This window comes from Pyxidicoccus sp. MSG2, from assembly GCF_026626705.1.
Taxonomy (GTDB): Bacteria; Myxococcota; Myxococcia; order Myxococcales; family Myxococcaceae; genus Myxococcus.
On record NZ_JAPNKC010000001.1, the window covers coordinates 5,870,199 to 5,893,034 of the forward strand.

Sequence of the window (22,836 nt, forward strand, 5' to 3'; positions counted from 1 at the left end):
GGGCGGAGCTGTGATGAAGATTGATTCCCCGGCGCTCACCATGATGCTCCGCTTCCAGCAGGTCGAAGCCGGTCAGCCGGAGGCCGGAGGCGTGCTCCTCGGGCGGCACATCGTGCGCTGCCTGGATGTGGTGATTGACGAAGCGACGTGCCCGATGCCTGGAGACCTACGCGGCCCCGTGACCTTCCATCGGAGCCGGGAGCATCATCAGCGTGTCATCGACGAACGGTGGCACAGTTCCGAGGGCACCTGCCTGTACCTCGGCGAGTGGCACACCCACCCGGAACCTCATCCCATGCCCTCACACGTCGACGTCAGGGATTGGCGCCGCCGCTTGCGCGAGGACCGGTTCGAAGGCGCGTCGCTCTTCTTCATCATCGTCGGGACCCGTGAGGTCCGGGTCTGGGAGGGAGACCGCGACTCCGGGACGCTGGTCCCGCTTCTTCCGAGAGATTCTTGAATCGCGATTGCATGACGAGGATGGGATGTACGATACGCAGAAGCACTTTGACACCTTCTACAAAGAGCACGTCTGCCTGGGACAGGAGCGCAGGGGAGAGCTCGCGGCCCATCGCAATGCGTGTCTCAAGTTGTTGGGCCAGGGGTTGCGTAGGCTGGGCGAGAAACGCCGGAGGCCGGACGGGTACCCGCAACACGTGGATGCGCTCAATCAGGGCAGCTACGACATGCGGACCCTGAACCAGCATCCGCAACGGCAGTACGACATCGACGTTGCCGTCATCTTCAGGAAGGAAGACCTGCCGAAGACAGCCCTTCGCGCGCGGCAGCGCGTGGCTGAGGCACTGCGCAGTTCCTTGCAGAGCTTTGCCACCAAGCCCCTGGCACGGACGAGTGCCGTCACCGTCTGGTACACACGGGGAGAGCACGTCGATCTGGCCATCTACCGCCAGGTGACGGACTCTGACGGGAAAACCGTCCTGGAGCACGCCAGTGCCCAGTGGAGGCGGCGAGACCCGAAGGCAGTCAGCGAGTGGTTCAGCCGGCAGAACCAATGCCTGAGTCCGGACCCGGCGGCTGGAGCTTCGGTCCGTGAATCGCAGTTCAGGCGCATCGTCAGGCTGGTCAAGACCTTCGCTCGATCGCGTGTGTCTTGGGACCTGCCCGGTGGCATGATTCTCTCGACGCTCGTTGCCGAAGTGTATCAGCCGGATCTTCACCGCGATGACCTGGCCTTCTACAAGACGCTCATTGCCTTGCGAGAGCGCCTGAAGAGGAGCCCGGAGGTCCGCTCCCCGGTTGCCGACGATGAGAGCCTGACCTCGAGCCCGCGCAGGCGTGCGCAGGTGGGGAGGCTCATCGAGAAGCTGGACTTCGTCCTCCCGCAGTTGGAGGTACTACAGGCATCGACCTGTCTCAAGGTTCAAGCCCTCACCGCCTGGTGGTGGGTGTTCAATCACGATTACTGGCGTGAGCAGGCCCGGAACGCAAGGCTCCTTCAGGCGCGCGAGGCGCCGGCCCTCCTGAGAGTCCGGGCTGCTCTCGCCAGCTCGAAGGGTGGAGAGGTCACTGCGGTCTACAAGGACAAGACGTCTGTTCCCAAGGGGGCGTGGCTTCGCTTTTCCTTGAAGAAGAAGCTCGGCATCCCCGCTCCCTTCACGGTTCGCTGGCGCATCCAGAACAGAGGCAGTGAGGCGTTGCATGCTGATGAGGTACAGCGCGAGCACGTGAGCGAAGACAAGGTGCTCTGGCAGAAGGCCGCGTATTCGGGCCGGCACTCCCTCACCTGTGAGGTCATCAAGGACGGGTTCGTGGTCGCCCGAGGTATCCGGCACGTGCGGATTGGCTGATGCCCGTGGCGGTTCCCGCGTACTCTGCGCCGCGGGAGCGTCTTTCACCTCACAAAGTTGCTCTCGACTGTGCGCTGTGAGATTCCGCGAGGCGCGCGGGTCTCAGACGGCTGACCGTGCCTGCTCTCACGTTCCGGCCTTCGTGGAGGAAACCGGATGCGAATCATGCGGTGGGCCGCGATGGGGATGGGGGCGTTGGCGCGTCTCGGAGCACTCTCAGCAGGTGCCGAGGAGGAGGAGAAGCCTTCGAGCCCCCGGGTGGACGTGTACGGCTTTGCGATGGTCGAGGACGGGGTGACGGTGCGGAAGCTCAACTACCAGGTGCTGGCGCGGCAAGACGCGCGACTGGACTCCCGCAGGCCCCGTGCGTCTCGGCCCCTCCCCGCAACCCCACCCAGGCAGTGCAGGAGTTGAAGCGCTCGGCTTAATCCTTTCACGCGTCATCTACGTTGACACTCACCGGACGCGCCTTCCTCCGCCGTGAGGGATACGGCGCTCGAGGCGGGCCTGCTGCTGGGGGAGCGCGCCGCGTGGGATGCGTGCCGGCACTTCGTTTCATCACCCCTCCCGGGATGTCGGCTCGCCATGCGCCTGCTGGCCATGGGATGGACACCTCAGGAGGTGCAGTAGTGGCTGGTTCAGCTTCTCGGGGTGCCGGAGCTCCGTGAGGACGCACTCCGAGCGCTGGCTGCCAGCGGACGGCCCGAGGCGGTGGAGGCGTGTCTGCTACTGATGCGAGAGAAGAAGGTGGCCCGCCTGGCGGGTGAGGTCTTCTCCGCCATCACCGGGGTAGTGTTGGAGGGCTCGTTCGTGCGTGGGCCACCCGAGGAGGGCGAGGACGAAGAATCGCCCATCAGCGTGGAGGCCTCGGAGGAGGCACGGGTCCTGGGCGCGGAGCGGGAACTGCCGTTGCCCGAGCCCGATGCGGTGGAAGCCGCGTGGAAGGAAGAACGGAAGCGGCTGGTCGCGGGGACTCGCTACCTGCACGGACAGCCTCCAGGCGCCGAGCTTGTCTTGAGCACGCTTCGGCGTGCACCGATGCGGCGCAGGCGTGACCTGGCCTTGGAGCTCGCCATCAGGAGTAGGGGAAAGTGGCGGGTGGACACGCGAGGCTTTGCCCACCTGCAATGGGAACTGCTGGGAAGCATGTCACCGACGGGCATGCCCCACCTCACGCGGCCATTTGGCGAACTGGCCACGCGCTGAGCCGCGGCCCCAATGCACGCCAGCGCATCGAGGCGGGCTTTCAGGCGGAGGCCGAGAGGCTTCGGCGCGTGCTGGCTCGTGCCATTCCGTGGGCGCTACGCCGCTGACGGAGTGCTCCTCCGCGCCAGCCCGAACGTTTCTTCATAAGCCTCCACCAGCGACGCCTGCGCCCGGCCCCATGGGAAGTCCCGCTCCACCCGTGCTCTGGCCCTCGCGCTCAGCGCCGGCCCCAGCGTCGCATCCGCCCGTAGCGCCTTCACCGCCTCCGCAATCGCCTTCGCCGAGCCCGGCCGGATGAGCAGCACTTCCTCCGGCCCGGCCAGCGTTCGCACCGCGGGGAGGTTGCTCGCCACCACCGGCGTGCCCGTGGCCATCGCCTCCAGCAGCTTCAGCGGGCAGCAGCCCTGCACGCAGTTGCGGTCGTTCACCGGCAGCGGCACCAGCACCACGTCACACGCGTGGTGCAGCCGCGCCAGCTCCGCCTGCGGTAGCGGCTCCAGCAACTCCACCGCGCCCGCCAGCAGCAAATCCCCACACCGGTCCATCAGCGCCCGCCGCCCGTTCCTCCTCAGTGGCCCCACCAGCGTCAGCACCGTGGGCACCTCCCGCCGCAACAGCCGGCACGCCTCGATGGCGTGGTGCACGCCCTGCCAGGACGTCATCGTCCCGCTGTACAGCAGTCGCACCGGCCGGCCCGGCTCCACCGCTCGCGGCGGCGCGTACCGGAACACCTCCAGGTCCACGCCGTTCGGAATCACGCGCACCCGCTTCGCGTCCGCCCCACGCTGGACGAGGTACTCCGCCGTCACCTCGCTCGGCGTCACCAGCAGGTCCGCGCGGGAGATGCACAGGTCCTCCTGCGCTACCAGCTTGTGCAGCAGCTCCGCGTCGTCCGCCACGTCCGGGTGGTGGTACTTCAGCTCGATGGACGGCAGCCCGTTCACCTCGAACACCAGCGCGTCCGTCAGCGCCTCCTTCCTCCGGGCCACCGGGTAGCCCTCGAAGATGGAGCGCACATGCACCACCGCGGCCCTCGGCCTCCCGCTCCACCACGCCGCCAGGTGCGAGCGGAATGACAGCGCCTGCTCCACCAAATCCCGGCCTCGCGCCTCCAGCGGGTGATACGTGACGCCCTCCGCGAGTGCGTGTGGGTCCGTGCTCGCGGTGCTGCCGTCCCGGAGCGCCAGCAGGTCCACCCCGCCGAACGCCGCGCCCAGTGCCTCCACGAAGGCCCGGATGTGCACCGCTGCCCCCTTCGGCGCGGGGAAGCGGTCGAACGACGCGTAGACGATGCCGGTGCCGGACGGGGAAGGGGAGGCCACGCCGTCGTTGCTACCGCGCTCCGCCCGTGGCCGGCAAATGAGCGCGTTTGACCCTCGCGGCAATGGACCCGTACGCTCCCCCTCCCTCCGTCGCTCCGAGGGGAGCTCCCCGCCGTGGCCATCGACTTCGACCGTTTCCGCTTCGAGCGGGTCTACCGCACCACCGCCCCGGTGCCCGTGGTGATGGCCGACCTCGGCGGCCTGCGGACCTTCGACGCGGAGATGGACCTGCGGCAGAAGACCTGGAGCCTGCGCGCTCGCATCTGCGGCTACTCGGCACTCGCGGCCGGAATCGGGGCGTTCTTTCTCCTGTCCACGGACTTCGGTGGCGTGGCCTTCCTCGGGGTCGCCGTGCTGTTCGTGGGGATGCTCGTCTGCAACGGCATCTCCTCCCGGTTCCTCAAGCTGGACCTCCAGGACCGGCGCTATGAGCTGGTGACGCGTCTCCTCCAGCGGCTGCGCAAGGACATCGCCCCGGACGAGCCCGTGACGGTGGCGCTGGACTTCCACCCCACGACGGACAAGGAGAACCTCACGGACCGGGGCAGCGCGGGCGAGTGGAAGACCGAGTCCTTCGTCCAGCGGTGGCTCATCCTCCAGGTGCGGTTGATGGACGGCACGCACCTGCGGCTCGGCATGGAGGAGCGACTCCAACTGCGACGCCGCACGAGGCTCACTCCCCGGGGCAAGTACAAGACCAAGAACAAGCAGAAGGGCTCCGCGCTCCTCCACGTCCAGCTCCGCGTGAAGCCGGAGCATCACCCCCACCTCGCCCGGCTCGGGTCGCGGGCGCGGCAGGCGGTGCGGCTGCCGGACTCCGTCTCGCTCGTGAAACTGGAGGTGGCGGAGGACCGTCTCTCCCTGCGCTCCGGACTGCCGCTCGACTGGGACGCCGCGGAACGCGTGTCGCCCGTGTCGTGTGACGCGCCCAGGGCCGCATTGATGTCACTGTTGAGCCTCTACCAGGTGCTCAACTATTCCACCGCGCTTCGCAAGCAGGCGCCTGCGAGGGTCTCCTCATGATGCGCCGTGTCCTCCTCCTCTCCCTGCTCGTGCTCTCCGGTTGCTCGCGCCAGGAAGGCGCCGACGCGAAGGCGCCCCAGGCGCAGCAACAGAGCGCCACCGCCAGTGCCGAGGCCGCCACCGCGGACAAGCTCAAGTTCAAGGACGCCGACGACCGCGAGCGCTTCTCCCTCAAGCCCAAGGATGACGGCGCCAAGCTGGTGGACGGCGAGGACCATGAGCTGGCGCGGTACAAGTGGAAGGGCACCTCGCTCAAGGTCTCCGGTCCGGACGATGCCGTGCTCGGCTACGTCGTCGCCTCGGCGGGCGGGGCGCTCACCGTGCGCGACGCCGCGCAGCAGCAGATTCTCTTCACCCTCGCGCGCCAGGGGCCGGGCTGGCGGCTCAACGACGTGAAGGGCGTGCTCCTCTACACGGTGTCCCCCGAGGACGAGGGCGCCACCATCCAGGACGCCTCCGGCACCGAGGTGGCCCGCGTGAAGGTGCGCGAGGGCAAGGTGTCCCTGCGCGACGCGACGGGGCGCACGCTGCTCGCGACGAAGTCGCTGGTGCGCGCCGAGGCCGCCGCGTGCCTCGCCTTCGAGAAGATGGAGCTGCCCCTGCGCATGGCGCTGCTCTTCCACCTCCAGTCTCCTCCGGAGGCCCGCCGCCCATGAGCCCCCTGTTCGAGGGCCGCTGCCAGCAGAGCACCGGGTTCCTCTTCGCGCATGACTGCGGCCGGCCCGCGGGGGCGGCATGCATGAAGTGCGGCAAGCGCGTCTGTGACATGCACCTCACCGCGCTGGGCGCGGAGCTGGTCTGCTCCACGTGCGCCGAGGACGACGACGACGACGAGGACCACGAGCACGACGACTCGCACTCCGAGGCGGACTCCAGTCCCGACGAGGACGACCCCAGCTACTACTACAAGGACTACGGCTACTACGGCCCCGGCTCGGCATGGGGCCGGGGCAGGGACCCCAACGACTTCACCGAGGCCGACGGTGAGAGCCTCCGCCACGAAGAGGACGCCTCCTTCGAGGAGGACCTGGGCGGGAGCTGATGGGCGCGCTTCGTTGGTTCATCTATGCGCTCGGCGGTGGGATGGGGCACCTCACCCGCGCCAGCGCGCTCGCGCGGGCCGCCGCGCGCCAGGGCCACTCCGTCACCCTGCTCATCAACAGTCCCTTCGCTCCGGGCGTGCCGCTGGAGGCGGTGCTGGAACCCCGCGTGGAAGTGCTGCGGCTGGACCCGGCGCTGAACAAGCGCGCCGTGCGGGAGGTGGTGGAGTGCTGCCTCCAGGACGTGCGCCCGGACGTGTTCATCGTGGACACCTTCCCGCGGGGGCTGGGTGGAGAGCTGGTGTCGCTGCTGCCGGGGCTGCGAGCCCGGAAGGTGCTCGTCCACCGCGACTTGAACCCCGCCTATGTGGAGCGGTTCGACGTGGCGCGCGCGGTGGACGCGTACGACCTGCTGCTCGTCCCCGGTGAGGACGCTCCCCTTGCCGGGCACCCTCGCGCCGTGCGCACCTCGCCGTGGCTGCTGCTGGAGGCCGCGGAGCTGCTGCCGCGTGCCGAGGCGCGGGCGCGGCTCGGCGTGGCGGCCGGGGATGCGCGGCCGGTGGTGGCGGTGATGGGGTGTGGCACGCACTCCGAGGTGGATGAGGCGGGGGAGCTGTCCACGCGGCTGCACGCGTTGCTGGGCGAGGCGGCCCGGGTGCGGTGGCTGGTGCCTCCGGGACAGGCGACCGCGCTTCCCGCGGCGGCCGAGCCGCTCCACGTGCCGGTGTGGCCCGCGCTGGCGGTGCTCCCGGGGGTGGACGTGCTGGTGGGGGCGGGCGGGTACAACACCGTCAACGAGGCGCGGGCGACGGGCACGCCCTTCGTGGCCCTGGCCCGGCCCCGGCTCTATGACAGGCAGGCGCTCCGGCTCCGCGCGGAGGAACTCGCGAGCTCCATGGAGGCGCTGCTGGAGAAGGCCGTCCTGCTCGCCCGCCGTCCCCCGGCGCGAGGGCCCTGGCGGTATGCGAGCGGCACCGGCGACGCCGTGGCGCTCATCGAGCGCCTGCGGCTCAGTGCTTGAGGTCCTTGTGTCCCGGCGCCGGGTCGATGCCGTGCGCCATGACGAAGTGGTAGAGCACCTGCGGGTCCTCCTTCGGGCCGCCCATCAGCTCCACCAGGATGTGGCCCTGGGTGCCCGTGTCCGGGTCCGGCGCCACGTTCACCTCGGTGACTTCACGGCCCGCCATCACCAACTCGCCCACCAGCACCTTGCCCTTGAGCACCTGCACCACGTGCTGGCGGTCCTCCTCCAGCAGCGCCCAGTGGAAGTCGTCGTGGTCGTAGAGCATCGCGTCGACGGAGCCACACCGCAGGATGCAGTGCGTGTGTTCCTGGAGCCAGCGCCAGAAGCCATCGAATTTCAGGGTGCGTACCGGCTGGGAGAGAATGTCCATGGAGACCTCGCACGTGGCCCGGCGCTTGCCCGCCACGTCCGTCCTCCCTAGCACGGCCGGGGCTGCTCGGCTCTGGCGCCGTGCAGGGAACCTCACTCCGTGCCTGCCTGCTGTCCAGTCCGCGAATCCCTCCCGCGCCGGGCTTGTTCCTCCACTCAGGAGGGGGGCGCGCGCTCACGAAGCCCCGCTCCGGGAGGGCGGCACGTGGGATTCCCGTCGGATGGTCCGGTGTCTCGCGAGGCCCCCGGCCCCGCCCTGGAGGCGGTATGAGTCTCCGCGCCTGGCTCGCGGCGACGATGGGGGCTCTGGCCCTGCTCACGCTGGCGGCCGCCGTCTCACTCGTCGTCCTGACGAGCGTGCTGGACCGCTCCGCCAGCACGCTGGGCAACTCCGTCGAGGGCGTACGGCTCGCCGAGGAGGTGGAGGTGGGCCTGCTCTCCCACGAGCGTCTGGTGAGGGAGCGGCTGACCTCCGTGCCGCTCGATGCGGGCCGGGCCTCACGCGAGGTGCTGGAGGCGTCCCTGCGCCCGCAGCTCGAAGAGCTTCACCGCATTGCCGCCACGGACGCGGAGCGGGCGCTGCTGGATGACGTGCGCCGGAATATCGACGTCTACCTCGCCCAGCAGCGGGACGGGCTCCAGGCGCGGGTGGAGGCGGCGGGGCCTCCGCTCGACAAGGCGTTGAACGGGCTGGAGCAGGTCATCGAAGTCAACGTGGTCGAGGCTCGCGACGCACGCGTGCAGGCGGCGCGGCTCAACCGCCTCGCCGACACGGTGGGCCTGGTGCTCGGGGTGATGCTGCTGGCCGGCGTCATCGCCGTCACCTTCCTGTTGCGGAGCATCGCCCTGCAGCCGCTGCGGGACATCAGCCAGGCCATGCGCCGCTTCGGCTCCGGCCGCAAGCGCACCCGCGCGCCCGAGGCGGGGCCCACGGAATTGCGCGACATGGCGCGCACCTTCAACGAGATGGCCAACAGCCTGGCGCACCAGCAGGAGCAGCAGCTCGCCTTCCTCGCTGGTGTGGCGCACGAGCTGCGCAACCCGCTGTCCGCCCTCAAGCTGTCCACGGCCCTGTCCGGCCGGGGCGGCGCCCCGCTGACGCCCGAGCGCATGGAGCGCACCCTGGCGCTGGTGGGCCGGCAGGTGGAGCGGCTGGACCGGATGGTGGGGGATTTGCTCGACTCCACGCGCATCGAGGCTGGCAAGCTGGAGCTGCGGCCGGAGGTGCGCGACGCGCGGGAGCTGGCCCGCGAGGTGGTGGAGCTCTACCGCTCCGGGGACAGCGGGCACGTCCTCCAGTTGTCGCTGTCGGAGACCTCCGTGCTGGTGCGCGTGGACCCGGCCCGGCTGGAGCAGGTGGTGCAGAACCTGGTCAGCAACGCGCTGAAGTACTCGCCGGCTGGCAGCCGCGTGGACGTGGCGGTGCGCCGCGTGGAAGAGGAGGCCGTGCTGTCCGTGACGGACCAGGGCATCGGCATCTCCGAGGACGAGAAGCGCCTGCTCTTCGCGCCCTTCCAGCGCGCCGGCAACGCCCGCCAGCGGGCCCCGGGCGTGGGGCTGGGACTGTCGGTGGCCCGCCGCATCGTCGAGGCGCACGGGGGGCGCATCGAGGTGGAGAGCCAGCCCGGCACCGGCTCCGTCTTCCGGGTGTGCCTGCCGCTCGCCCCCGTGGTGACCCGCCTCCCCGAGGCCGCGCCCGAGCCGGCCAGCCCGCTGCCCCCTCCGGAGGGGACGCTGCACTGAGGCCGGGGCCCGGTGTTGCCTGACGCGCGTCGGCCCGGAGATGCAGGATGCACCCTTGCGGACCCGGACGTACCTTGCGGTCCACACCATGGGAGTTTCCCGGAATATGAAGACCCTGCGCCGAGTCGCGCCGCTCGCCGCCCTGCTGGCCCTCGGGGGCCTGGGGGCGTGTGCTTCCCACCAGCAGGGGCCGGCCGCCGCCACCCCGCCCGCGCCGAAGCAGGACGCGGCCACTGTCATCCAGTCCACGGAGGGCGGCTTCGCCGTCGCCATCCCCGGTCCGGTGAGCGAGGAGCGCCGCTCGCAGACCACCGAGGTCGGCGAGGTGACACTCCACACCTTCATCGCCGTACGCCCGGAGGCGGACACCGCCTACTACGTCTCCTACACGGACTTCCCGGCCGCCGCGGTGGCCCAGGCGGACCCGCGCGACGTGGTGGCCCGCGCCAGCCACGGGGCCCTGGAGGCGCTGGGCGCCACCGGCCTCGCCTCGCGGCCGCTGATGATGGACGGCTTCCCCGGCTGGGAGGTGGAGGGCGTGTCCGGCCCGCGCCACCTGCGCGGCCGCTTCTTCCTCGTGGGCCCGCGCCTGTACCAGCAACTGCTGCTGCACCCGGACGGCAAGCCGCCTCACGACGCGGACAGCTTCTTCGAGTCCTTCAAGCTGGACCCGCAGGTGACGGCGATGCTCACGGGCGCGCGTCGCTCCTGAGCCGTTACCGGAGTGCCGCTACCGCGAGGGCGGGTGCAGCGGCAGCCGGACGGTGAACGTCGTCCCATCCTCTTCCTCGGAGCGCACGGCGAGACCGCCGCCGTGCGCGCGCACGATTTCGTGCGCGATGTAGAGGCCCAGGCCCAGGCCCCTCCGGCCCGGGGTGTGCGCGCCCCGGCGGAAGGGCTCGAAGAGGTGCGCGCGCAGCTCGGGAGGAATGGCGGCGCCCTGGTTGTGGACCTCGAGCACGGCGAGGGCTCCGTCGGTGCGCGTGGTGACTGTCACCGGCGTGCCCTCCGGGCTGTGCTGGAGCGCGTTGCCCACCAGGTTGGAGACCACCTGGGTGAGCCGGTTCCGGTCCCACCTTCCCCGAGGTACGGGGACGAGCTGGCTGCGCAACTCGCGCGCGGGCCAGGCGACCTCCAGCTCCTCCAGCACCTCCTGGCAGAGCGCGTCCAGGTGCATGGGCACGGGCTCCAGCGGGAAGCCGTCGCCCAGGCGGACGCGGGTGAAGTCGAGCAGATCGCCAATCATGCGCTCCATGCCGGCCGCGCTCCGGGCGATGCGGGCCACCACGCGGCCCTGGCGCTCGTCGAGCGTGCCCGCGTGGAGCAGGGCGTTGGCCCCGGCGAGGATGGCGCTGAGCGGGTTGCGCAAGTCGTGGCTCACCACGCCGAGGAAATGCTCCCGGAAGCGGGAGGTGCGCTCGCGTTCCTCCTCCGCGCGGTGGCGCTCGGTGACGTCGAGCACGGTGCTGACGTAGCCCGCGACGGTGCCATCCGGCTGCACGTGCGGCACGTAGGTGGCGTTGATGCAGCGGGTGCCGCCGCTGTAGGGCACGGGCCGCTCGAAGTGGACGCGCTGGCCGGCGAGGGCCACGCGGACGGCGGGGCGGAGCATTTCGTAGGCCGCGTCTCCCACCACCTCGCGCACGGTGCGGCCGAGCATCGCCTCGCGGGGGTGGTTGAACCACGCGGCGTAGGTGGTGTTGGCGAAGAGGTAGCGCTCCTTCGCGTCCACGTACGCCAGCATGACGGGCGCCGCGTCCGCCACCACGCGCAGCCGTTGCGCGAAGGTCTCCAGGTCCTCGGCGGGCTGGGGTGGGAAGGGAGGACGCAACACATACAGGCCGTAGCACGGCCGTGGGTCCGTCGCATGCGACTGGCCCCCGGGCGTCCAAATCCAGACGCTCCGCTCGCATGCCGGGGCCAATCCCTTCTCAATGACTCATTGCTTCATGCGGGGCGGGTGGGTGACGCACATCCGCGGGCTCGTGTTGTCGGGCCTGACTGGCGGATAGTGCTGTTTCAGTCGAGCAGGAGGCGAGACGGATGCAATGGCGAGCCGCCGGAATGGGGTCACTCTGACTGAGGAGGACCTCGAACGATTCTGCAAGGACGAGGAAAGCGCTCAGTGCCGCGAGAAGTGCGGATGACCTCGAGGCGTGTCGCGTTCGGCGCCATCCTGGCCGCGCTCCTACCGGTGCCGCTCGTGTTGCTGCTCCTCGGGAGCAGGTGGTCGGGCCTTGGGAGCGTGGACTCGGACGGAGTCGTCCCGGTCCTCAGTCACGAGGAGCGCAGGAGTCGGGCGACCTATCACCGGGACTGTGAGCGCGGCTCGGACTGTGAGGCGCCGCTGGCCTGTGTCACGGACCCTCGGGTCTGGGTCGGCTACTGCACCGACAGCCAGTGCATGTCGGACGTGCAATGCCCGGAGGGCCAGGTCTGTCGGAGCGTGGCCTCCACCGAAGGAAGGCCCCTGGTGCGCTACTGCATCCCGCAGGGAGCGCGTCACGAGGGAGAGCGCTGCGAGCCTCTTCCTGGCACCCGGGAAGAGGCCTGTGCCCAGGGGCTGCTCTGCGGAGGTCGCCAGGGCTGGTGCGGCCGTCCCTGCCGTCGAGGAGAGCCTGGGGCCTGTGCGGAGGGCTTCTTCTGTGCGGACGTCACGCCAGAGTCCATCTGTCTGCCGGGCTGTGTGGCGCAGGGCTGCGCGGAAGGCCAGCAGTGCATCCGGTTCGACGAGGGCGCCTCCGCGTGCGCGAAGGTGTACGGGAGCCAATGCCAGCAGGCCACCTGCCCACCGGACAGTGAGTGCAGGGTGCTGGACTCGCTGTCACGTCCAGGCAGTGTGTGGATGGACTGCGTGCGCAAGTGCGGGGAGGGGCGGTCTGTTTGCCCCTCCGGGAGTGTCTGCTACATGTGGCGCTGCCAGCCCTCGTGCGACCCCCACGCGCCCGGTGCATGCGGGGACGGCTTCCGCTGCGAGCAACTCAAACCCGACAAGCCGTGGGTCTGCCGTCCGGACTGGTAGCGCCACCTCGAGACGTCGCACGTCAGGGAAACGGCGCTACCGGGTGACGTAGAGGTACGCGAGGCACATCTCGTCCTGGGTGCCCTCGCCCCACCGCACCGTGCGCGGCGTGGGGTTGTCCCAGATGCAGCTCAGTTGCAGCCGCGAGCGGGCCGAGCGGAACTCCACCGGCTCCTCGTAGAAGTACATCTGCTGCCAGTGGAAGTCCCACGCGGGAATGTCGATGAGCGTGCCGGCCTCGCGCTGCAGGACGATGCGCCGCCCCAGCGTGTGCATGTGCGGAATGACGCCCCACAGCCTCCCCGACGGGACGGCCTGCTGGAAGGTGTACCGGTAGCCCTGTCCACCCGCCGGAATCGCGAAGCCATCGCTCGCCACCAGCATCAGCGCGGCGGGGTTCGCCACCGGCGCGCGCGCGAACTGCAAATCCACTCCCGTGCGGTCCGCGACGCGGGGGCCGTTGTTCAGGTTGTAGTGGACCTGCATCACCACCACCGTGCCCGGCGGCACACGCACGCCCGTGCCCTCCGGGTAGCGGGTGGCCGGCGTGCCCGGCGCCCACGCGCCCAGCACGGACTGGTCCTCCACGCCCGAGTCTCCGAAGCACGTCCACCCCGGCCCCGGCTCGCTCGCGTCGGCCTGGCGCGCGGCCGCTTCGGGCACGTTGAAGAGCAGCACGTGGTGCACCTGGTGCCGTGCTCCCGGCCGCACCTCGAAGCCGATGACGTCCCGCGCCTCGGGGAAGCCGGGCTCCATCAGGAAGCAGTGGTAGTCGTCCGCCTGGGTGCCGTTGGGCACGTAGGCCTCGGCGGGCTCCATGTGCGTGTCCACCCAGCCCAGGCCCTGGGGCGCGGGCTCGGGCGGCGGCGCGGTGGCCGGGTCTCCCTCTGGCGCGCCCTGCGTGGACCAGGCGGAGAGGATGGCCACCTCACCGCGCGTCAGCCGGCGCGAGTCCTTGAAGCGGAGCTCCCCCGGCGCGGGCATCCACGGTGGCATCCGCAACTGGGTGACGGCTGTGGCCATGGCCGCGTGCCGGGCGGACGCCTGCGGGAAGGTCTTCATCGCGAAGGGCGCCATGCCGCCTTCAGCGTGGCACCCCTGGCAGCGGCGCTGGACGATGGGCGCCACGTCGTGGTGCCACGTCACCGGGCCTCCGCTGTAGGCGGGGCCTCCCTCCTCGGGCTCGGCGGTTCGTATCTCCGGAAGCGGGAAGGCGTCGTCCTCGTCCCCGGGGTCCTCCTCCTTCGCGCAGCCCACGGCCCCCAGCACTCCAACGCCCGCCAGCAGGGTCAGCAACAGTCGATTCATCCTTGATTCCTCCTCGTCCGACGTCCGGCCACGCGTGCCACATCACCCTGCCAGTGAAACGCGCCGTGCACATCCGTCCCCGGGTGGAGGCCCGCCCGGGTCTGGAGGCGGAGGCCGGGCGGGCAGGCTGGAGGACTCGGTCTGGAGGCGGAGGCCCCCTCAGCCTCCAGGCGGTGGAGATGCGGGAAGGGGCGTGCCAACCTCGGAAGCCTTCATGCGTCCCTTGCGTCCCTGGCAGCGGTTGCAGTGGCGGCTCACGCTGGCCTGTGTGGGCGCCACGCTGGGCCTCGCGTTGATGCTCGTCGTGGTGCTGCTGGCGCTGGCCGGCAACTACCTGCTCCGCTCGCAGGGCATGGCGGTGGACGTGGCGGCGGAGGCGCTCGCCAAGGCCGGCGGCCTCGCGCCCGCGCTGGCGGCGCGGCCTCCGGACGTGGACGCGCTGGAGCGCATCCTCTCGCGAGCGCTGGGGCAGGCGGAGCCGCCGCCATCGCAGGAGAATGCGCTGGAGGTGGAGATTCGCCTGGGGGGCCCCGGGGCGGGCACGGTGGGCGTGCTCGACGCGAAGGGCGCGCCCCTGCTGGCGGTGGACTTCTCCGGCGCGGGCGTGTCGCGCGCGGAGGGCTTCAGTCCGTCGGCGGAGGAAGCCGTGCTCATCACCCGGGCGCTGTCGGGTGTGACGGCGCCGGAGTCGCTGGGCCTGCGTGGTGACAACGGCGGCCTGGTGGCGGCGGTGCCGGTGAGGGATGGCGCCGGGCACGTGCTGGGCGCGGTGGTGGCGCGGATGAAGCCGCCCATGCGGCCGAGGGACTTCATGGGCTCGGTGCTCGGGTTCGTCCTCGCGCTGGGGGGGCCGCTGGTGCTGCTGGGCACGGCGGTGGGTCTCGTGGTGGGCGCGCTCAGCGCGCGGCGGTTGCTCGCGGGGTTGCGGCCGCTCACCTCCGCCGCGGATGCGTGGTCCAGGGGAGAGCTGGACGTGGTGGCGTCCGTGCCGCCCGGGGATGAGCTGGCCGTGCTCGCGGACCGGCTCAACCAGATGGCAGGGCAGTTGCGCGCGGTGGTGGGGCTGCGGCAGGAATTGGCCGCCCGCGAGGAGCGGGACAGGCTGGCGAGGGACCTGCACGACACGGTGAAGCAGCACCTCTTCGCGGCGGCGATGCAGTTGGGCGCGGCGAAGGCGCACCTGCAGCGCCAGCCCGAGCGCGCCGAGGCGTGCCTCACCGAGGCCAGCGAGCTGGTGGGCACCTCGCAGCGCGAGCTGGTGTCGCTGCTCCAGGAGTTGCGGCCGCGCGCTCTGGGAGGCCCGTGGCCCGAGCCGCTGCGCCAGCAGGTGGAGTCGTGGTCCGCGCGCACCGGCATCGCCGCCGACGTGCAACTGGATGCGGGGCCGATGTCTCCCTCTACTGCCGAGGCGCTCCTGCGCATCCTCCAGGAGGCCCTGGCCAACGTGGCCCGGCACAGCGGCGCGAGCCGGGTGCGTGTGTGGTTGGGGAGCACCGGACCCGAGCGCCAGGCGCTGGTGGTGGAGGATGACGGCCGCGGGTTGCCCACGGAGCGCCGTGGCGGCATGGGCCTGGACATCATGCGCGAGCGCGCGGAAGCATTGCCGGGAGGCCACTTCCGGCTGGCTCCGGGCGAGTCACTACCGGGCCTGCGCGTCGAGGCGGCCTTCACCTCCGGCCCGCCCGAGCTGGTGTCGCGACAGGTGAGTCCCCAGCCCCAGGGTGGGCCTTGAGACCCGCGACCGGAGTGTGACTGCGAGTGTCGGTATTCCAAGGTACAAGTTGGAGTGCGCCACGGTAAAGGCGCATACCGCCTCCTTCGGGAGGCAGAACCAGGGGGCACTCCATGTTCACGGTGCGTATGCAGTGGAAGGTCGGGCTGGCGGCGCTGCTCGCGGTGGTGGTCCTCGCGGTTCCAGGCGCCGTCGTGGCGAAGGGCCCGCACGGCTCCATCGCCCAGGCACGCCAGCAGCCACTGGGCAGCACGGTGACGGTGGTGGGTGTGGCGACGTCGTTCACCGGAGGCTTCTTCCCCAACGACAATGGCTTCGCCATCCAGGACAAGAAGGTCGGCATCTACATCCTCGACTCGCTCGCCGCGGACATCCAGGTTGGCCAGGTGGTGCGGGTGACGGGCACGCTGACCAACTCCTTCGCACAGGTTCTCAGCGTCGCTCCGACGTCCATCGAGGTGCTGGGCGAGGCGAACGTGCCCCCGCCCCATCCCGTGAAGACGGGGGACGTGAGCGAGGCGACCGAGGGCCGCCTCGTGCGCATCAAGGGCGCCATCGTCAGCGACATCGAGGATGACGGCCCCTACGGGTTCAAGTTCGAGGTGGATGACGGCACCGGCCCCACCTTCGTGTTCGTCAACACCGGCACGGGCATCGACGTGAGCGGGCTGGAGCAGGGCCAGCGCGTCGTCATCGAGGGCTTCAGCGGAGAGTTCCTCGGGGAGTACGAAGTGGACCCCGTATTCCAGGAGGACATCCGCGTCCTTCCGTCACACTGAGGGTTCTCGCGAGACGACATGCCACCACTCACCGTCCTCATCACCGACGACCACACCCTGGTGCGCCAGGGCATCCGCGCGCTGCTGGCGGCGCAGTCCGACATCGAAGTGGTGGGTGATGCGGCCACGGGCGAGGCCGCCGTGGACCTGGCGCGCGAGCATGCTCCCGACGTCGCCCTCGTGGACGTGCTGATGCCGGGCCTGGGTGGCATCGAGACGGCGCGGCGGCTGAAGGAGGCCAGCCCGCGCACGCAGGTGCTGATGCTCACCTCCTCGCACGAGGAGGAGCACATCGTTCCAGCCCTGCGCGCGGGCGCGCTCTCCTACCTCCTCAAGGACGCGAGCGCCGAGGAGCTGGTGCAGGCCGTACGTCGGGCGGCGGCGGGTGAGGCCACACTGCACCCGCGCGTCGCGAGTCAGGTGGTGCGCCTGCTGCGCGAGCCCTCACGGGAGCGTCCCTCCGCGCACGCCGAGCTGAGCGAGCGTGAGCGCGAGGTGCTACTGCTCATCGCCGATGGCTCCTCCAACGCGGACATCGCCGGGCGGCTCGGCGTGTCCGAGAAGACGGTGAAGTCCCACGTGAGCAACATCCTCGGCAAGCTGCACCTGGAGGACCGCACGCAGGCCGCCGTCTTCGCGTGGCGCGAGGGGCTCAAGCAGCGCTGAGCCCCGCCGTGCCGCGGGTTCGAGCAGCTCCGTGGCGGAGTGACTATCTCCGAGGAGATTTCGCGCGCGGCTTGCCCGGCCGGGAATGGCGCCGCACGGTCGCCAGGCCCCGCCGGAGCGGCGTCTGCTTCCCCCCGCCGCCCAGCTCGCGCAGGCGCGTGAGCAGCTCGGTGACGGCGGGACGCACGGGCGCGCGGGTGCGCTGGACCGCATAGATGGTGTTGGTGAGCGCCGGCCTGCCCCAATCCATCGCACGCAGGCGTCGTCCCTTGCCGAGGCAGAAGTCCGGGACGACGGCGACGCCTTCATCGCGGGCCACCAGCTCCAGCACCTCCTCCAGCTCCTCGAAGTGGGCCACGGAGTGCCAGCGCGGCTGGCGCCTTCCGAAGTGGTGGCCGAGCCAGCGGCCGATGACGTAGTCGCCCTCGTCGTACGTCACCAGGGGAACGTCCTGGAAGTCCTCCTGCGCGCTCAGGCGCCGCGCCCACCCCGGGCCCGCGGCCAGCACCAGCCGCTCCTCGTGCACCGGCTCCAGCGTCAGGCGCGGGTGCACCGTGGGCTGATACGAGAAGCCCACGTCCACCTGGCCTTCGAGCACGCGCTGGAAGACTCCCTCGGCCGGGGGGAAGCGGAGCGTGAGCCCCTTGCGCAGCCGGGGCGACTCGAGCACCACGGGGAAGAGGACGTAGCGGCCGAAGCCCGCCACCGCCGCCACCTCCAGCGGCCGGTCCTCCTCCACTCCCGAGAGGACGGAGTGCACGTCGCGCGCGAAGCCGCCGAGGAACCGGAAGAGCCGGTCCGCGAGCGCCGTGGGAAACAGGCGCGCCGAGCGCCGCTCGAAGAGGGGTGCACCCAGGGCCTCTTCGAGGCGCTGGAGCTGGTAGCTCACCGTGGGCTGGGTGCGGTGCAGGCGCCTCGCGGCCGTGGTGATGCTGCCCGTCTCGTAGACCCTGACGAAGGTGCCCAGGAAGGGGAGGTCTGGAAAATCCATGGAAGATTTCTATGGCTCCCTGGCCAAACTATCAATTGGCGCGTGAGGCCCGGGGGGCGCAATTTCACCGCATGTCGAAGTCCCTGCCCCTCTTCGCCCTCCTTGCGGCGCTCTGCGCCTGCGCCCGTGCCCCCACCATGCCCACCCCGACTCCCGGCCTCCGAGAGCACGCCACCCCCGAGGATGTGGTGCGCGCGTACTTCCGTGCCTCGGACACCGGCTCCAGTCGCACGCTGCGCTCGGCATTCCACCCCAGCGCCCTCATGCGCCAGGTGGAGCCCGGCAGCGGCGCGCTGCGCACGGTGACTCAACTGGAGTGGTGGCAGCGGCTGGACTCCAGCGCGTCCCCGTCCCAGCCCGCCACCGAGCGGCACCTGAAGGTGTTGGACCGGGAAGGCCCGCTGGCGCTGGTGGAGGCCGTGTCCCGCTGGCCGGGCCACGCCTTCGACGACCTGATGCTGGTGGTGGAGACACCCCAGGGCTGGCGCATCGTCGGCAAGGCCTTCGAGCGCATCGAGGCGGGAGCCCGGCTCCCCGAGGTTCCGTCCGCGGAAGCGGACATCCGCGCGGTGCTCGCCGGGAAGATTGAGGCCCATGCCGCCTACAGCCCCGCGCTGCTGCACCAGACACACACGCCCGACTGTCCGTACTACCGCGTGAACGTGAAGGGCGTTGCCTTCGACCATGTCGCCCTCTCCGAGGCGGCGGCGGGCTACGCCGACCACCAGGCGCGAGGCGAGACGGACCGCGAGAGCCCCTGGCGCATCCTCGCCATCGAGATACGCGGCAACATCGCGGCGGCGAAGCTGGACGTGGTGTTCGAGGGCGTGCGCTACATCGACCACCTGCTGCTGGTCCGCGAGCGTGGCACCTGGCGCATCGCCGAGGCGGCCTGGGGTGCGCCCCGCTGAGGCTCCACCGGGTTCCGCCCCAGTGCGGTGCAGCCCGACGCCCCTCGTGGGCTGGATGCGCGTGTTGGGTCAAGGGGGCCGAGCCGTTGGCGACAGTGATGGTTCATGAGGTATGGAATCACTCCCATGAATCTCTCGGCGGTGGACCTGAACCTCTTCCTCGTGCTCCACGCGGTGCTGGAGACGGGGAGCGCGACGGGCGCGGCGCGGCAGCTCCACGTCACGCAGTCGGCGGTGAGCAACGCGCTGGCGCGGCTGCGGGACGTGCTCGGGGACCCGCTGCTGGTGCGCAGCGGGCGCGGGCTCGTCGCCACGCCCCGGTGCGAGGCGCTGCGGCCGCTCATCACCTCCGCGGTGGCCCAGCTCCAGGCCGCCGTGGATGGCCACCAGTTCGACCCCGCGGAGAGCACGCGCCAGTTCACCCTGGCCTGCGGCGACAACCAGCACCTGTATGATTTGCCGCTCGTCGTCGAGGCCTTCGCCCGGCGCATGCCCCGGGCGAAGCTGCGCGTGGTGAGCCTGGACTACCTCATCGCGAGTGACGGCCTGGCCGCAGGTGACGTGGACGTCACCCTGGGGCCCGTGCAGGTGGCCTCCCGGGAGGGCTTCTTCGCCGAGCCCCTCTATCTGGAGGACGTGACGTTCATCGCCCGGAAGGACCACCCGCGGCTGCGTGGGACGGTGCTGACGAAGGAGGCCTTCAATGCGTCACAGCAGGTGGACCTGCACATCTCCCACGGGCGCCCGGGAGTCGGCCACCGGCTCTTCGAGCAGTTGATGAAGGAGCATGGCCTCACCCAGAACGTGGTGCTCACGGTGTCCACCTTCATCGCCGCGGCCGTGGCCGTCAGCCGGACGGACTATGTGGTGGGGATGCCGGCGCGGACCGCGGAGGCCCTGTGCGGCATGCTGCCGTTGAAGCAGCTCACGCTCGAGGTGAGCCCGAAGTCGCCTCCGTTCACCATGGCGCTCATCTGGCACACGCGCACGCACGAGGACCCGGGCTCGCGCGCCTTCCGGGAGCTGCTCATCGACGCGCTCAGGGACGGCAGTGTGCCGCGACGGCCGCCAGCAGTTCGTCCATCTCGAAGGGCTTCTTGATGATGGCCTTGACGCCCGGGAACATGCTCCGCCCGCTGGCTGTCACGAGGATGACGGGCAGCGCGGCCAGGGTCGGCTCCTTCTGCAGGTGCCCGACGAGCTCCTCCCCGTCCATGACGGGCATCATCAAGTCCAACAGGATGATGCACGGGCGCAGCGGCGGCTCATGGCTCAAGAGCTCCAGCGCTTCCCGGCCGTTGTCCGCCTGCACCACCCCGTAGCCCTCGAACGAGAGGATGTCCTGGACGGCTTCCCGGATGTCGGGGTCGTCGTCCACCACCAGGACGGGGTTCGATGCGGGGCTCACGCCTGCATTGTCGTGGGAACGCCGCGAATGGGAAGGGGGAATACCGGCGAATGTCTCAAGGCACGCGGTGCTCCCGGAAGGTGACTCGCAGCGTGTATCCACCCGGATTCGTTTCAACCCGGACGAAGTCTCGCGGCTGCGGCGTCTCCAGGCGCAGGGTGCCGCCCTGGCCTTCGCGCTCCCACGCCACCACCGCCAGGTCGTCCACCGCGAGCAGGCCCGACCCCTTGGCGGGTGGTGCCTCGTGGAGCGCGAGCTGCAGGGCCCAGGGCGCGTTGTAGAGGTCCGGCCGGGGCGGCGAGCGCGGAAGGGTCAGGTCCGTCGTCACCATCGTCCAGGCGAACGTGCCGCCCGGGTGGCGCAGGACGTCCTGCTCGCCGAATACATTGTAGAACTGGATGGGTTGATACTGGACGACGACACGGAACGCACCGGCGCCGCGGCCCTCGAGCCAGCCCACCACCGTGAGGTCCTGGCGGGGCTGGCCCTCCGCGAAGCCCGGCAGGCGGAGCCGGTTGTGCAGGTCCACCACCGCCTCCTTCTTGTCGCTCGCACTTCGGGCCTGGCAGAGCGCCGCGGCGCCCCGGTGCGGCGCGTCCTGGCACACGAAGCCCGCGCCGCCGTCCAGCTCCCAGCGCGCGGCCTCGCTGGCGTCGCCGTCCACGTCGTGGTCCTCGAAGTCGCCGTGCAGCAGCACGTCCCGCCCCGCGCGCAGTCGCCGTGCCTCCACGCGCTGGCCATTGGCGCCCAGCAGTTCCGCGACGGCCATGGACTCGCCCTCGTGGCGCAAGGGCCGCAGGTCCACCGTCGCCGCGCCATTCGCGTCCACCGTCACCGGCACGTCCACCGTGCGCTCGGTCACGGCGGCGGACCGGCCCTCGGGCAACAGCTCTCCGGACGACAGTTGCGGCATCAGCGTCACGCCGCCCTCGCGCGACAGCTCGGAGAGGTTGCGCAGGGTGAGCTCCGCCAGTTCGCCCGCGACGGGGCGGGGGCGGTAGTCCTCGATGTAGACGGGCAGGGCGCGCGCGCGGGACACGGTGGCGCCGTGCAGCTCCACCTCCGTCATCATGCCCACCATCGTCTCCAGCCGGTCCTGGTCGAAGGCGAGGTTGCCGAGCGACTGTGCCACCAGCACGCCCCGGTAGCGCAGGAAGCCCTGGGGCGTGTGCGGGTGGTGCGCGATGACGAGCGCCGCGCCCTGGTCCACCGCGTTGCGCAGTTGCTGCTCGGCGAAGGCCGCGGGCCGCTCGCTGTACTCGGTGCCCGTGTGCAGCATGGCGATGGGCACCCGCTGCGCGGCGCGCTCGCCGCCGAGGACCGCCGCCACGCGCGCGCCGTCCCGCAGGTCCGCCGCGCCTCCCTGGGTGGGGCCTGCGACGTAGTCATGCTCCTCGCCGGCGCCGCTGATGGCGCACATGGAGACGAAGCTGTAGGGCGTGCCCGCCAGCTCCGTGCGCCACGGGCGGAAGGCCTCGTCCGGAGTGCGTCCCGCTCCGCTGTACGAGAGCCCCGCCGCGGAGACATGCCGGAGTGTGTCCCGCAGGCCCGCGTCCAGGTAGTCGTAGACGTGGTTGTTGCCCATGCTCACGTAGTCCACGCCCAGCCAGGGCAGCGCGGGCAGTGAGCCGGGGAGGGTGAAGAAGGCGAAGTCCTTCGAGCCGTGCGGCGTGGCCGGCGTGTCCGTCACCGGCGTCTCCAGATTCACCACGCGGAACTCCGCCGCCTGGAAGAAGGGCCGCACGTGGGTGAACACCGCCTGCGTGCCGGGCAGCGGGTCCGACACGCGGATGAGCGCGTCGGGGTGGTCCTCGGGGACGCGGTCTCTCGGCGTCTGGTCCGTCGGGTCCAGGAAGCGGCGCCCCAGCGACACGTCTCCGCCGAAGAGCATCCGCACGCCGCCGTCTCGCGGCGTCAGCCTCAGCGGGAGCAGGCCCACCCGCGTCTCGGACAGGCCGCGCCGCAATTCCACCGCGACGAGGGACGGGCGGAAGCCCTCCGCCTCCACCTGGAGCAGTGCGTTGTGCCGGGCGAGCACCGGGAAGCGGAAGCGTCCGTCCGCGCCGGTGCGCTGGCTCGTGTCACCCAGCTTCACCGTCGCGCCGGCCACGGGTGCGCCGGAGGTGGAGAGCACGGTGCCCTCCAGCGCGATGCCGGTGCAGGCGTAGTCATGGCGGGCCTTGCGCTCGGCCTCGGGCACCGGGCCGGTGTCACCGGCGGGCTCGGGGGCGCAGGTCGTCAGCGCCGGAGTGGCCTCGGGCGGAGGGTCCTCCGGCGCCGGGCCCGGCGTCGGCTCGGGGAAGGGCAGCGGGCTGGGGGCGGGTGAAGGGGAGACGCCCGCATCCGGCTCCTCCACGGCGGGTTCCCTCGCGCCCGGGTCCTGCCGCGACCCAGGCTCGCTCGAGCAGGAAACCAGACACAACGCCAGACCTCCGGCGGGCAGCCACCGATGCCACATCTTCCGTCCCCTCCCTCGCGCGCCTG

At 70.9% G+C, this 22,836-nt stretch carries 21 protein-coding genes; 14 read left to right on the top strand and 7 right to left on the bottom strand.

Annotation, left to right across the window (positions count from 1 at the left end; translation table 11 throughout):
* The first annotated feature begins 13 nt into the window (after window positions 1–13).
* From OV427_RS22910 to OV427_RS22920, 3 genes are all read left to right on the top strand, one after another.
* On the top strand, window positions 14–460 hold the full coding sequence (locus OV427_RS22910) for a Mov34/MPN/PAD-1 family protein (protein ID WP_267858275.1): 447 nt from the start codon (window positions 14–16) through the stop codon (window positions 458–460).
* A 25-nt stretch (window positions 461–485) separates the two neighbouring features.
* Window positions 486–1,808, top strand: a complete 1,323-nt coding sequence (locus tag OV427_RS22915) for a nucleotide-binding domain-containing protein (protein WP_267858276.1) — start codon at window positions 486–488, stop codon at window positions 1,806–1,808.
* Window positions 1,809–2,540: 732 nt separating this feature from the next.
* Entirely contained in the window at window positions 2,541–3,014 is a 474-nt protein-coding gene (locus tag OV427_RS22920; protein WP_267858277.1) for a hypothetical protein, read from the top strand.
* 95 nt (window positions 3,015–3,109) lie between these two features.
* Here OV427_RS22920 and OV427_RS22925 read toward each other — a convergent pair whose 3' ends face one another.
* Window positions 3,110–4,336, bottom strand: a complete 1,227-nt coding sequence (locus OV427_RS22925) for a glycosyltransferase family 4 protein (protein ID WP_267858278.1) — start codon at window positions 4,334–4,336, stop codon at window positions 3,110–3,112.
* A 114-nt stretch (window positions 4,337–4,450) separates the two neighbouring features.
* On the opposite strand from OV427_RS22925, the gene OV427_RS22930 reads away from it, so the two are divergent.
* Genes OV427_RS22930 through OV427_RS22945 form a run of 4 tightly spaced genes read left to right on the top strand, consistent with a single transcriptional unit; the run spans window position 4,451 to window position 7,420 of the window.
* Entirely contained in the window at window positions 4,451–5,359 is a 909-nt protein-coding gene (locus OV427_RS22930) for a hypothetical protein (RefSeq protein WP_267858279.1), read from the top strand.
* Complete coding sequence (locus OV427_RS22935) at window positions 5,356–6,015, top strand: hypothetical protein (protein WP_267858280.1); 660 nt, start codon at window positions 5,356–5,358, stop codon at window positions 6,013–6,015. Before OV427_RS22930 ends, OV427_RS22935 begins: the two co-directional genes overlap by 4 nt.
* Entirely contained in the window at window positions 6,012–6,401 is a 390-nt protein-coding gene (locus OV427_RS22940; RefSeq protein WP_267858281.1) for a hypothetical protein, read from the top strand. The genes OV427_RS22935 and OV427_RS22940 overlap by 4 nt, the downstream gene beginning before the upstream one ends.
* Window positions 6,401–7,420, top strand: coding sequence for a hypothetical protein (locus OV427_RS22945; protein WP_267858282.1), 1,020 nt, complete (start codon window positions 6,401–6,403; stop codon window positions 7,418–7,420). The genes OV427_RS22940 and OV427_RS22945 overlap by 1 nt, the downstream gene beginning before the upstream one ends.
* On the opposite strand, the gene OV427_RS22950 is transcribed toward OV427_RS22945, so the two are convergent.
* Window positions 7,410–7,829: a serine/threonine protein kinase gene (locus tag OV427_RS22950; protein WP_267858283.1), complete on the bottom strand. Its 420-nt coding sequence runs from the start codon at window positions 7,827–7,829 to the stop codon at window positions 7,410–7,412. The genes OV427_RS22945 and OV427_RS22950 overlap by 11 nt on opposite strands.
* Window positions 7,830–8,059: 230 nt before the next feature.
* Here OV427_RS22950 and OV427_RS22955 point away from each other — a divergent pair, with 230 nt between their 5' ends.
* A complete protein-coding gene (locus OV427_RS22955; RefSeq protein ID WP_267858284.1) occupies window positions 8,060–9,535 on the top strand; it encodes a HAMP domain-containing sensor histidine kinase in 1,476 nt (491 codons plus the stop codon).
* A 106-nt stretch (window positions 9,536–9,641) separates the two neighbouring features.
* The gene (locus tag OV427_RS22960) at window positions 9,642–10,247 is read left to right on the top strand and encodes a hypothetical protein (protein ID WP_267858285.1); all 606 of its coding nucleotides are present in this window, start codon (window positions 9,642–9,644) and stop codon (window positions 10,245–10,247) included.
* Between the two features lie 18 nt (window positions 10,248–10,265).
* On the opposite strand, the gene OV427_RS22965 is transcribed toward OV427_RS22960, so the two are convergent.
* Together OV427_RS22965 and OV427_RS22970 are read right to left on the bottom strand one after the other, a co-directional pair.
* Complete coding sequence (locus tag OV427_RS22965) at window positions 10,266–11,366, bottom strand: PAS domain-containing sensor histidine kinase (RefSeq protein ID WP_267858286.1); 1,101 nt, start codon at window positions 11,364–11,366, stop codon at window positions 10,266–10,268.
* Between the two features lie 1,227 nt (window positions 11,367–12,593).
* Entirely contained in the window at window positions 12,594–13,865 is a 1,272-nt protein-coding gene (locus tag OV427_RS22970; protein WP_267858287.1) for a hypothetical protein, read from the bottom strand.
* Between the two features lie 214 nt (window positions 13,866–14,079).
* On the opposite strand from OV427_RS22970, the gene OV427_RS22975 reads away from it, so the two are divergent.
* The 3 genes from OV427_RS22975 (at window position 14,080) to OV427_RS22985 (ending at window position 17,042) form a co-directional block, all read left to right on the top strand.
* On the top strand, window positions 14,080–15,597 hold the full coding sequence (locus tag OV427_RS22975; RefSeq protein WP_267858288.1) for a histidine kinase: 1,518 nt from the start codon (window positions 14,080–14,082) through the stop codon (window positions 15,595–15,597).
* Between the two features lie 113 nt (window positions 15,598–15,710).
* Window positions 15,711–16,376 carry a DNA-binding protein gene (locus OV427_RS22980; RefSeq protein ID WP_267858289.1) on the top strand — a complete coding sequence of 222 codons (666 nt, stop codon included), beginning with the start codon at window positions 15,711–15,713 and terminating at the stop codon, window positions 16,374–16,376.
* A gap of 18 nt (window positions 16,377–16,394) precedes the next feature.
* On the top strand, window positions 16,395–17,042 hold the full coding sequence (locus tag OV427_RS22985; protein ID WP_267858290.1) for a response regulator: 648 nt from the start codon (window positions 16,395–16,397) through the stop codon (window positions 17,040–17,042).
* A 43-nt stretch (window positions 17,043–17,085) separates the two neighbouring features.
* Here OV427_RS22985 and OV427_RS22990 read toward each other — a convergent pair whose 3' ends face one another.
* Entirely contained in the window at window positions 17,086–18,033 is a 948-nt protein-coding gene (locus tag OV427_RS22990) for a LysR family transcriptional regulator (protein ID WP_267858291.1), read from the bottom strand.
* Between the two features lie 71 nt (window positions 18,034–18,104).
* On the opposite strand from OV427_RS22990, the gene OV427_RS22995 reads away from it, so the two are divergent.
* Together OV427_RS22995 and OV427_RS23000 are read left to right on the top strand one after the other, a co-directional pair.
* Window positions 18,105–18,944, top strand: coding sequence for a nuclear transport factor 2 family protein (locus OV427_RS22995; RefSeq protein ID WP_267858292.1), 840 nt, complete (start codon window positions 18,105–18,107; stop codon window positions 18,942–18,944).
* Window positions 18,945–19,070: 126 nt separating this feature from the next.
* Window positions 19,071–20,045 carry a LysR family transcriptional regulator gene (locus OV427_RS23000; RefSeq protein ID WP_267858293.1) on the top strand — a complete coding sequence of 325 codons (975 nt, stop codon included), beginning with the start codon at window positions 19,071–19,073 and terminating at the stop codon, window positions 20,043–20,045.
* On the opposite strand, the gene OV427_RS23005 is transcribed toward OV427_RS23000, so the two are convergent.
* A complete protein-coding gene (locus OV427_RS23005) occupies window positions 19,984–20,352 on the bottom strand; it encodes a response regulator (RefSeq protein WP_267858294.1) in 369 nt (122 codons plus the stop codon). The genes OV427_RS23000 and OV427_RS23005 overlap by 62 nt on opposite strands.
* 55 nt (window positions 20,353–20,407) lie before the next feature.
* A complete protein-coding gene (locus tag OV427_RS23010) occupies window positions 20,408–22,708 on the bottom strand; it encodes a CapA family protein (protein WP_267858295.1) in 2,301 nt (766 codons plus the stop codon).
* Between the last annotated feature and the right edge of the window lie 128 nt (window positions 22,709–22,836).

Excerpts from the sequence above, each read along its gene's own strand:
- OV427_RS22980 (WP_267858289.1), top strand. The coding sequence starts at position 15,711 with ATGTTCACGGTGCGTATGCAGTGGAAGGTCGGGCTGGCGGCGCTGCTC.
- OV427_RS22990 (WP_267858291.1), bottom strand. The coding sequence starts at position 18,033 with ATGGATTTTCCAGACCTCCCCTTCCTGGGCACCTTCGTCAGGGTCTAC.
- OV427_RS22920 (WP_267858277.1), top strand. The coding sequence starts at position 2,541 with ATGCGAGAGAAGAAGGTGGCCCGCCTGGCGGGTGAGGTCTTCTCCGCC.
- OV427_RS22940 (WP_267858281.1), top strand. The coding sequence starts at position 6,012 with ATGAGCCCCCTGTTCGAGGGCCGCTGCCAGCAGAGCACCGGGTTCCTC.
- OV427_RS22915 (WP_267858276.1), top strand. The coding sequence starts at position 486 with ATGTACGATACGCAGAAGCACTTTGACACCTTCTACAAAGAGCACGTC.
- OV427_RS22960 (WP_267858285.1), top strand. The coding sequence starts at position 9,642 with ATGAAGACCCTGCGCCGAGTCGCGCCGCTCGCCGCCCTGCTGGCCCTC.
- OV427_RS23000 (WP_267858293.1), top strand. The coding sequence starts at position 19,071 with ATGAATCTCTCGGCGGTGGACCTGAACCTCTTCCTCGTGCTCCACGCG.
- OV427_RS22935 (WP_267858280.1), top strand. The coding sequence starts at position 5,356 with ATGATGCGCCGTGTCCTCCTCCTCTCCCTGCTCGTGCTCTCCGGTTGC.
- OV427_RS22985 (WP_267858290.1), top strand. The coding sequence starts at position 16,395 with ATGCCACCACTCACCGTCCTCATCACCGACGACCACACCCTGGTGCGC.
- OV427_RS22975 (WP_267858288.1), top strand. The coding sequence starts at position 14,080 with ATGCGTCCCTTGCGTCCCTGGCAGCGGTTGCAGTGGCGGCTCACGCTG.
- OV427_RS22970 (WP_267858287.1), bottom strand. The coding sequence starts at position 13,865 with ATGAATCGACTGTTGCTGACCCTGCTGGCGGGCGTTGGAGTGCTGGGG.
- OV427_RS22995 (WP_267858292.1), top strand. The coding sequence starts at position 18,105 with ATGTCGAAGTCCCTGCCCCTCTTCGCCCTCCTTGCGGCGCTCTGCGCC.
- OV427_RS22955 (WP_267858284.1), top strand. The coding sequence starts at position 8,060 with ATGAGTCTCCGCGCCTGGCTCGCGGCGACGATGGGGGCTCTGGCCCTG.
- OV427_RS22910 (WP_267858275.1), top strand. The coding sequence starts at position 14 with ATGAAGATTGATTCCCCGGCGCTCACCATGATGCTCCGCTTCCAGCAG.
- OV427_RS22945 (WP_267858282.1), top strand. The coding sequence starts at position 6,401 with ATGGGCGCGCTTCGTTGGTTCATCTATGCGCTCGGCGGTGGGATGGGG.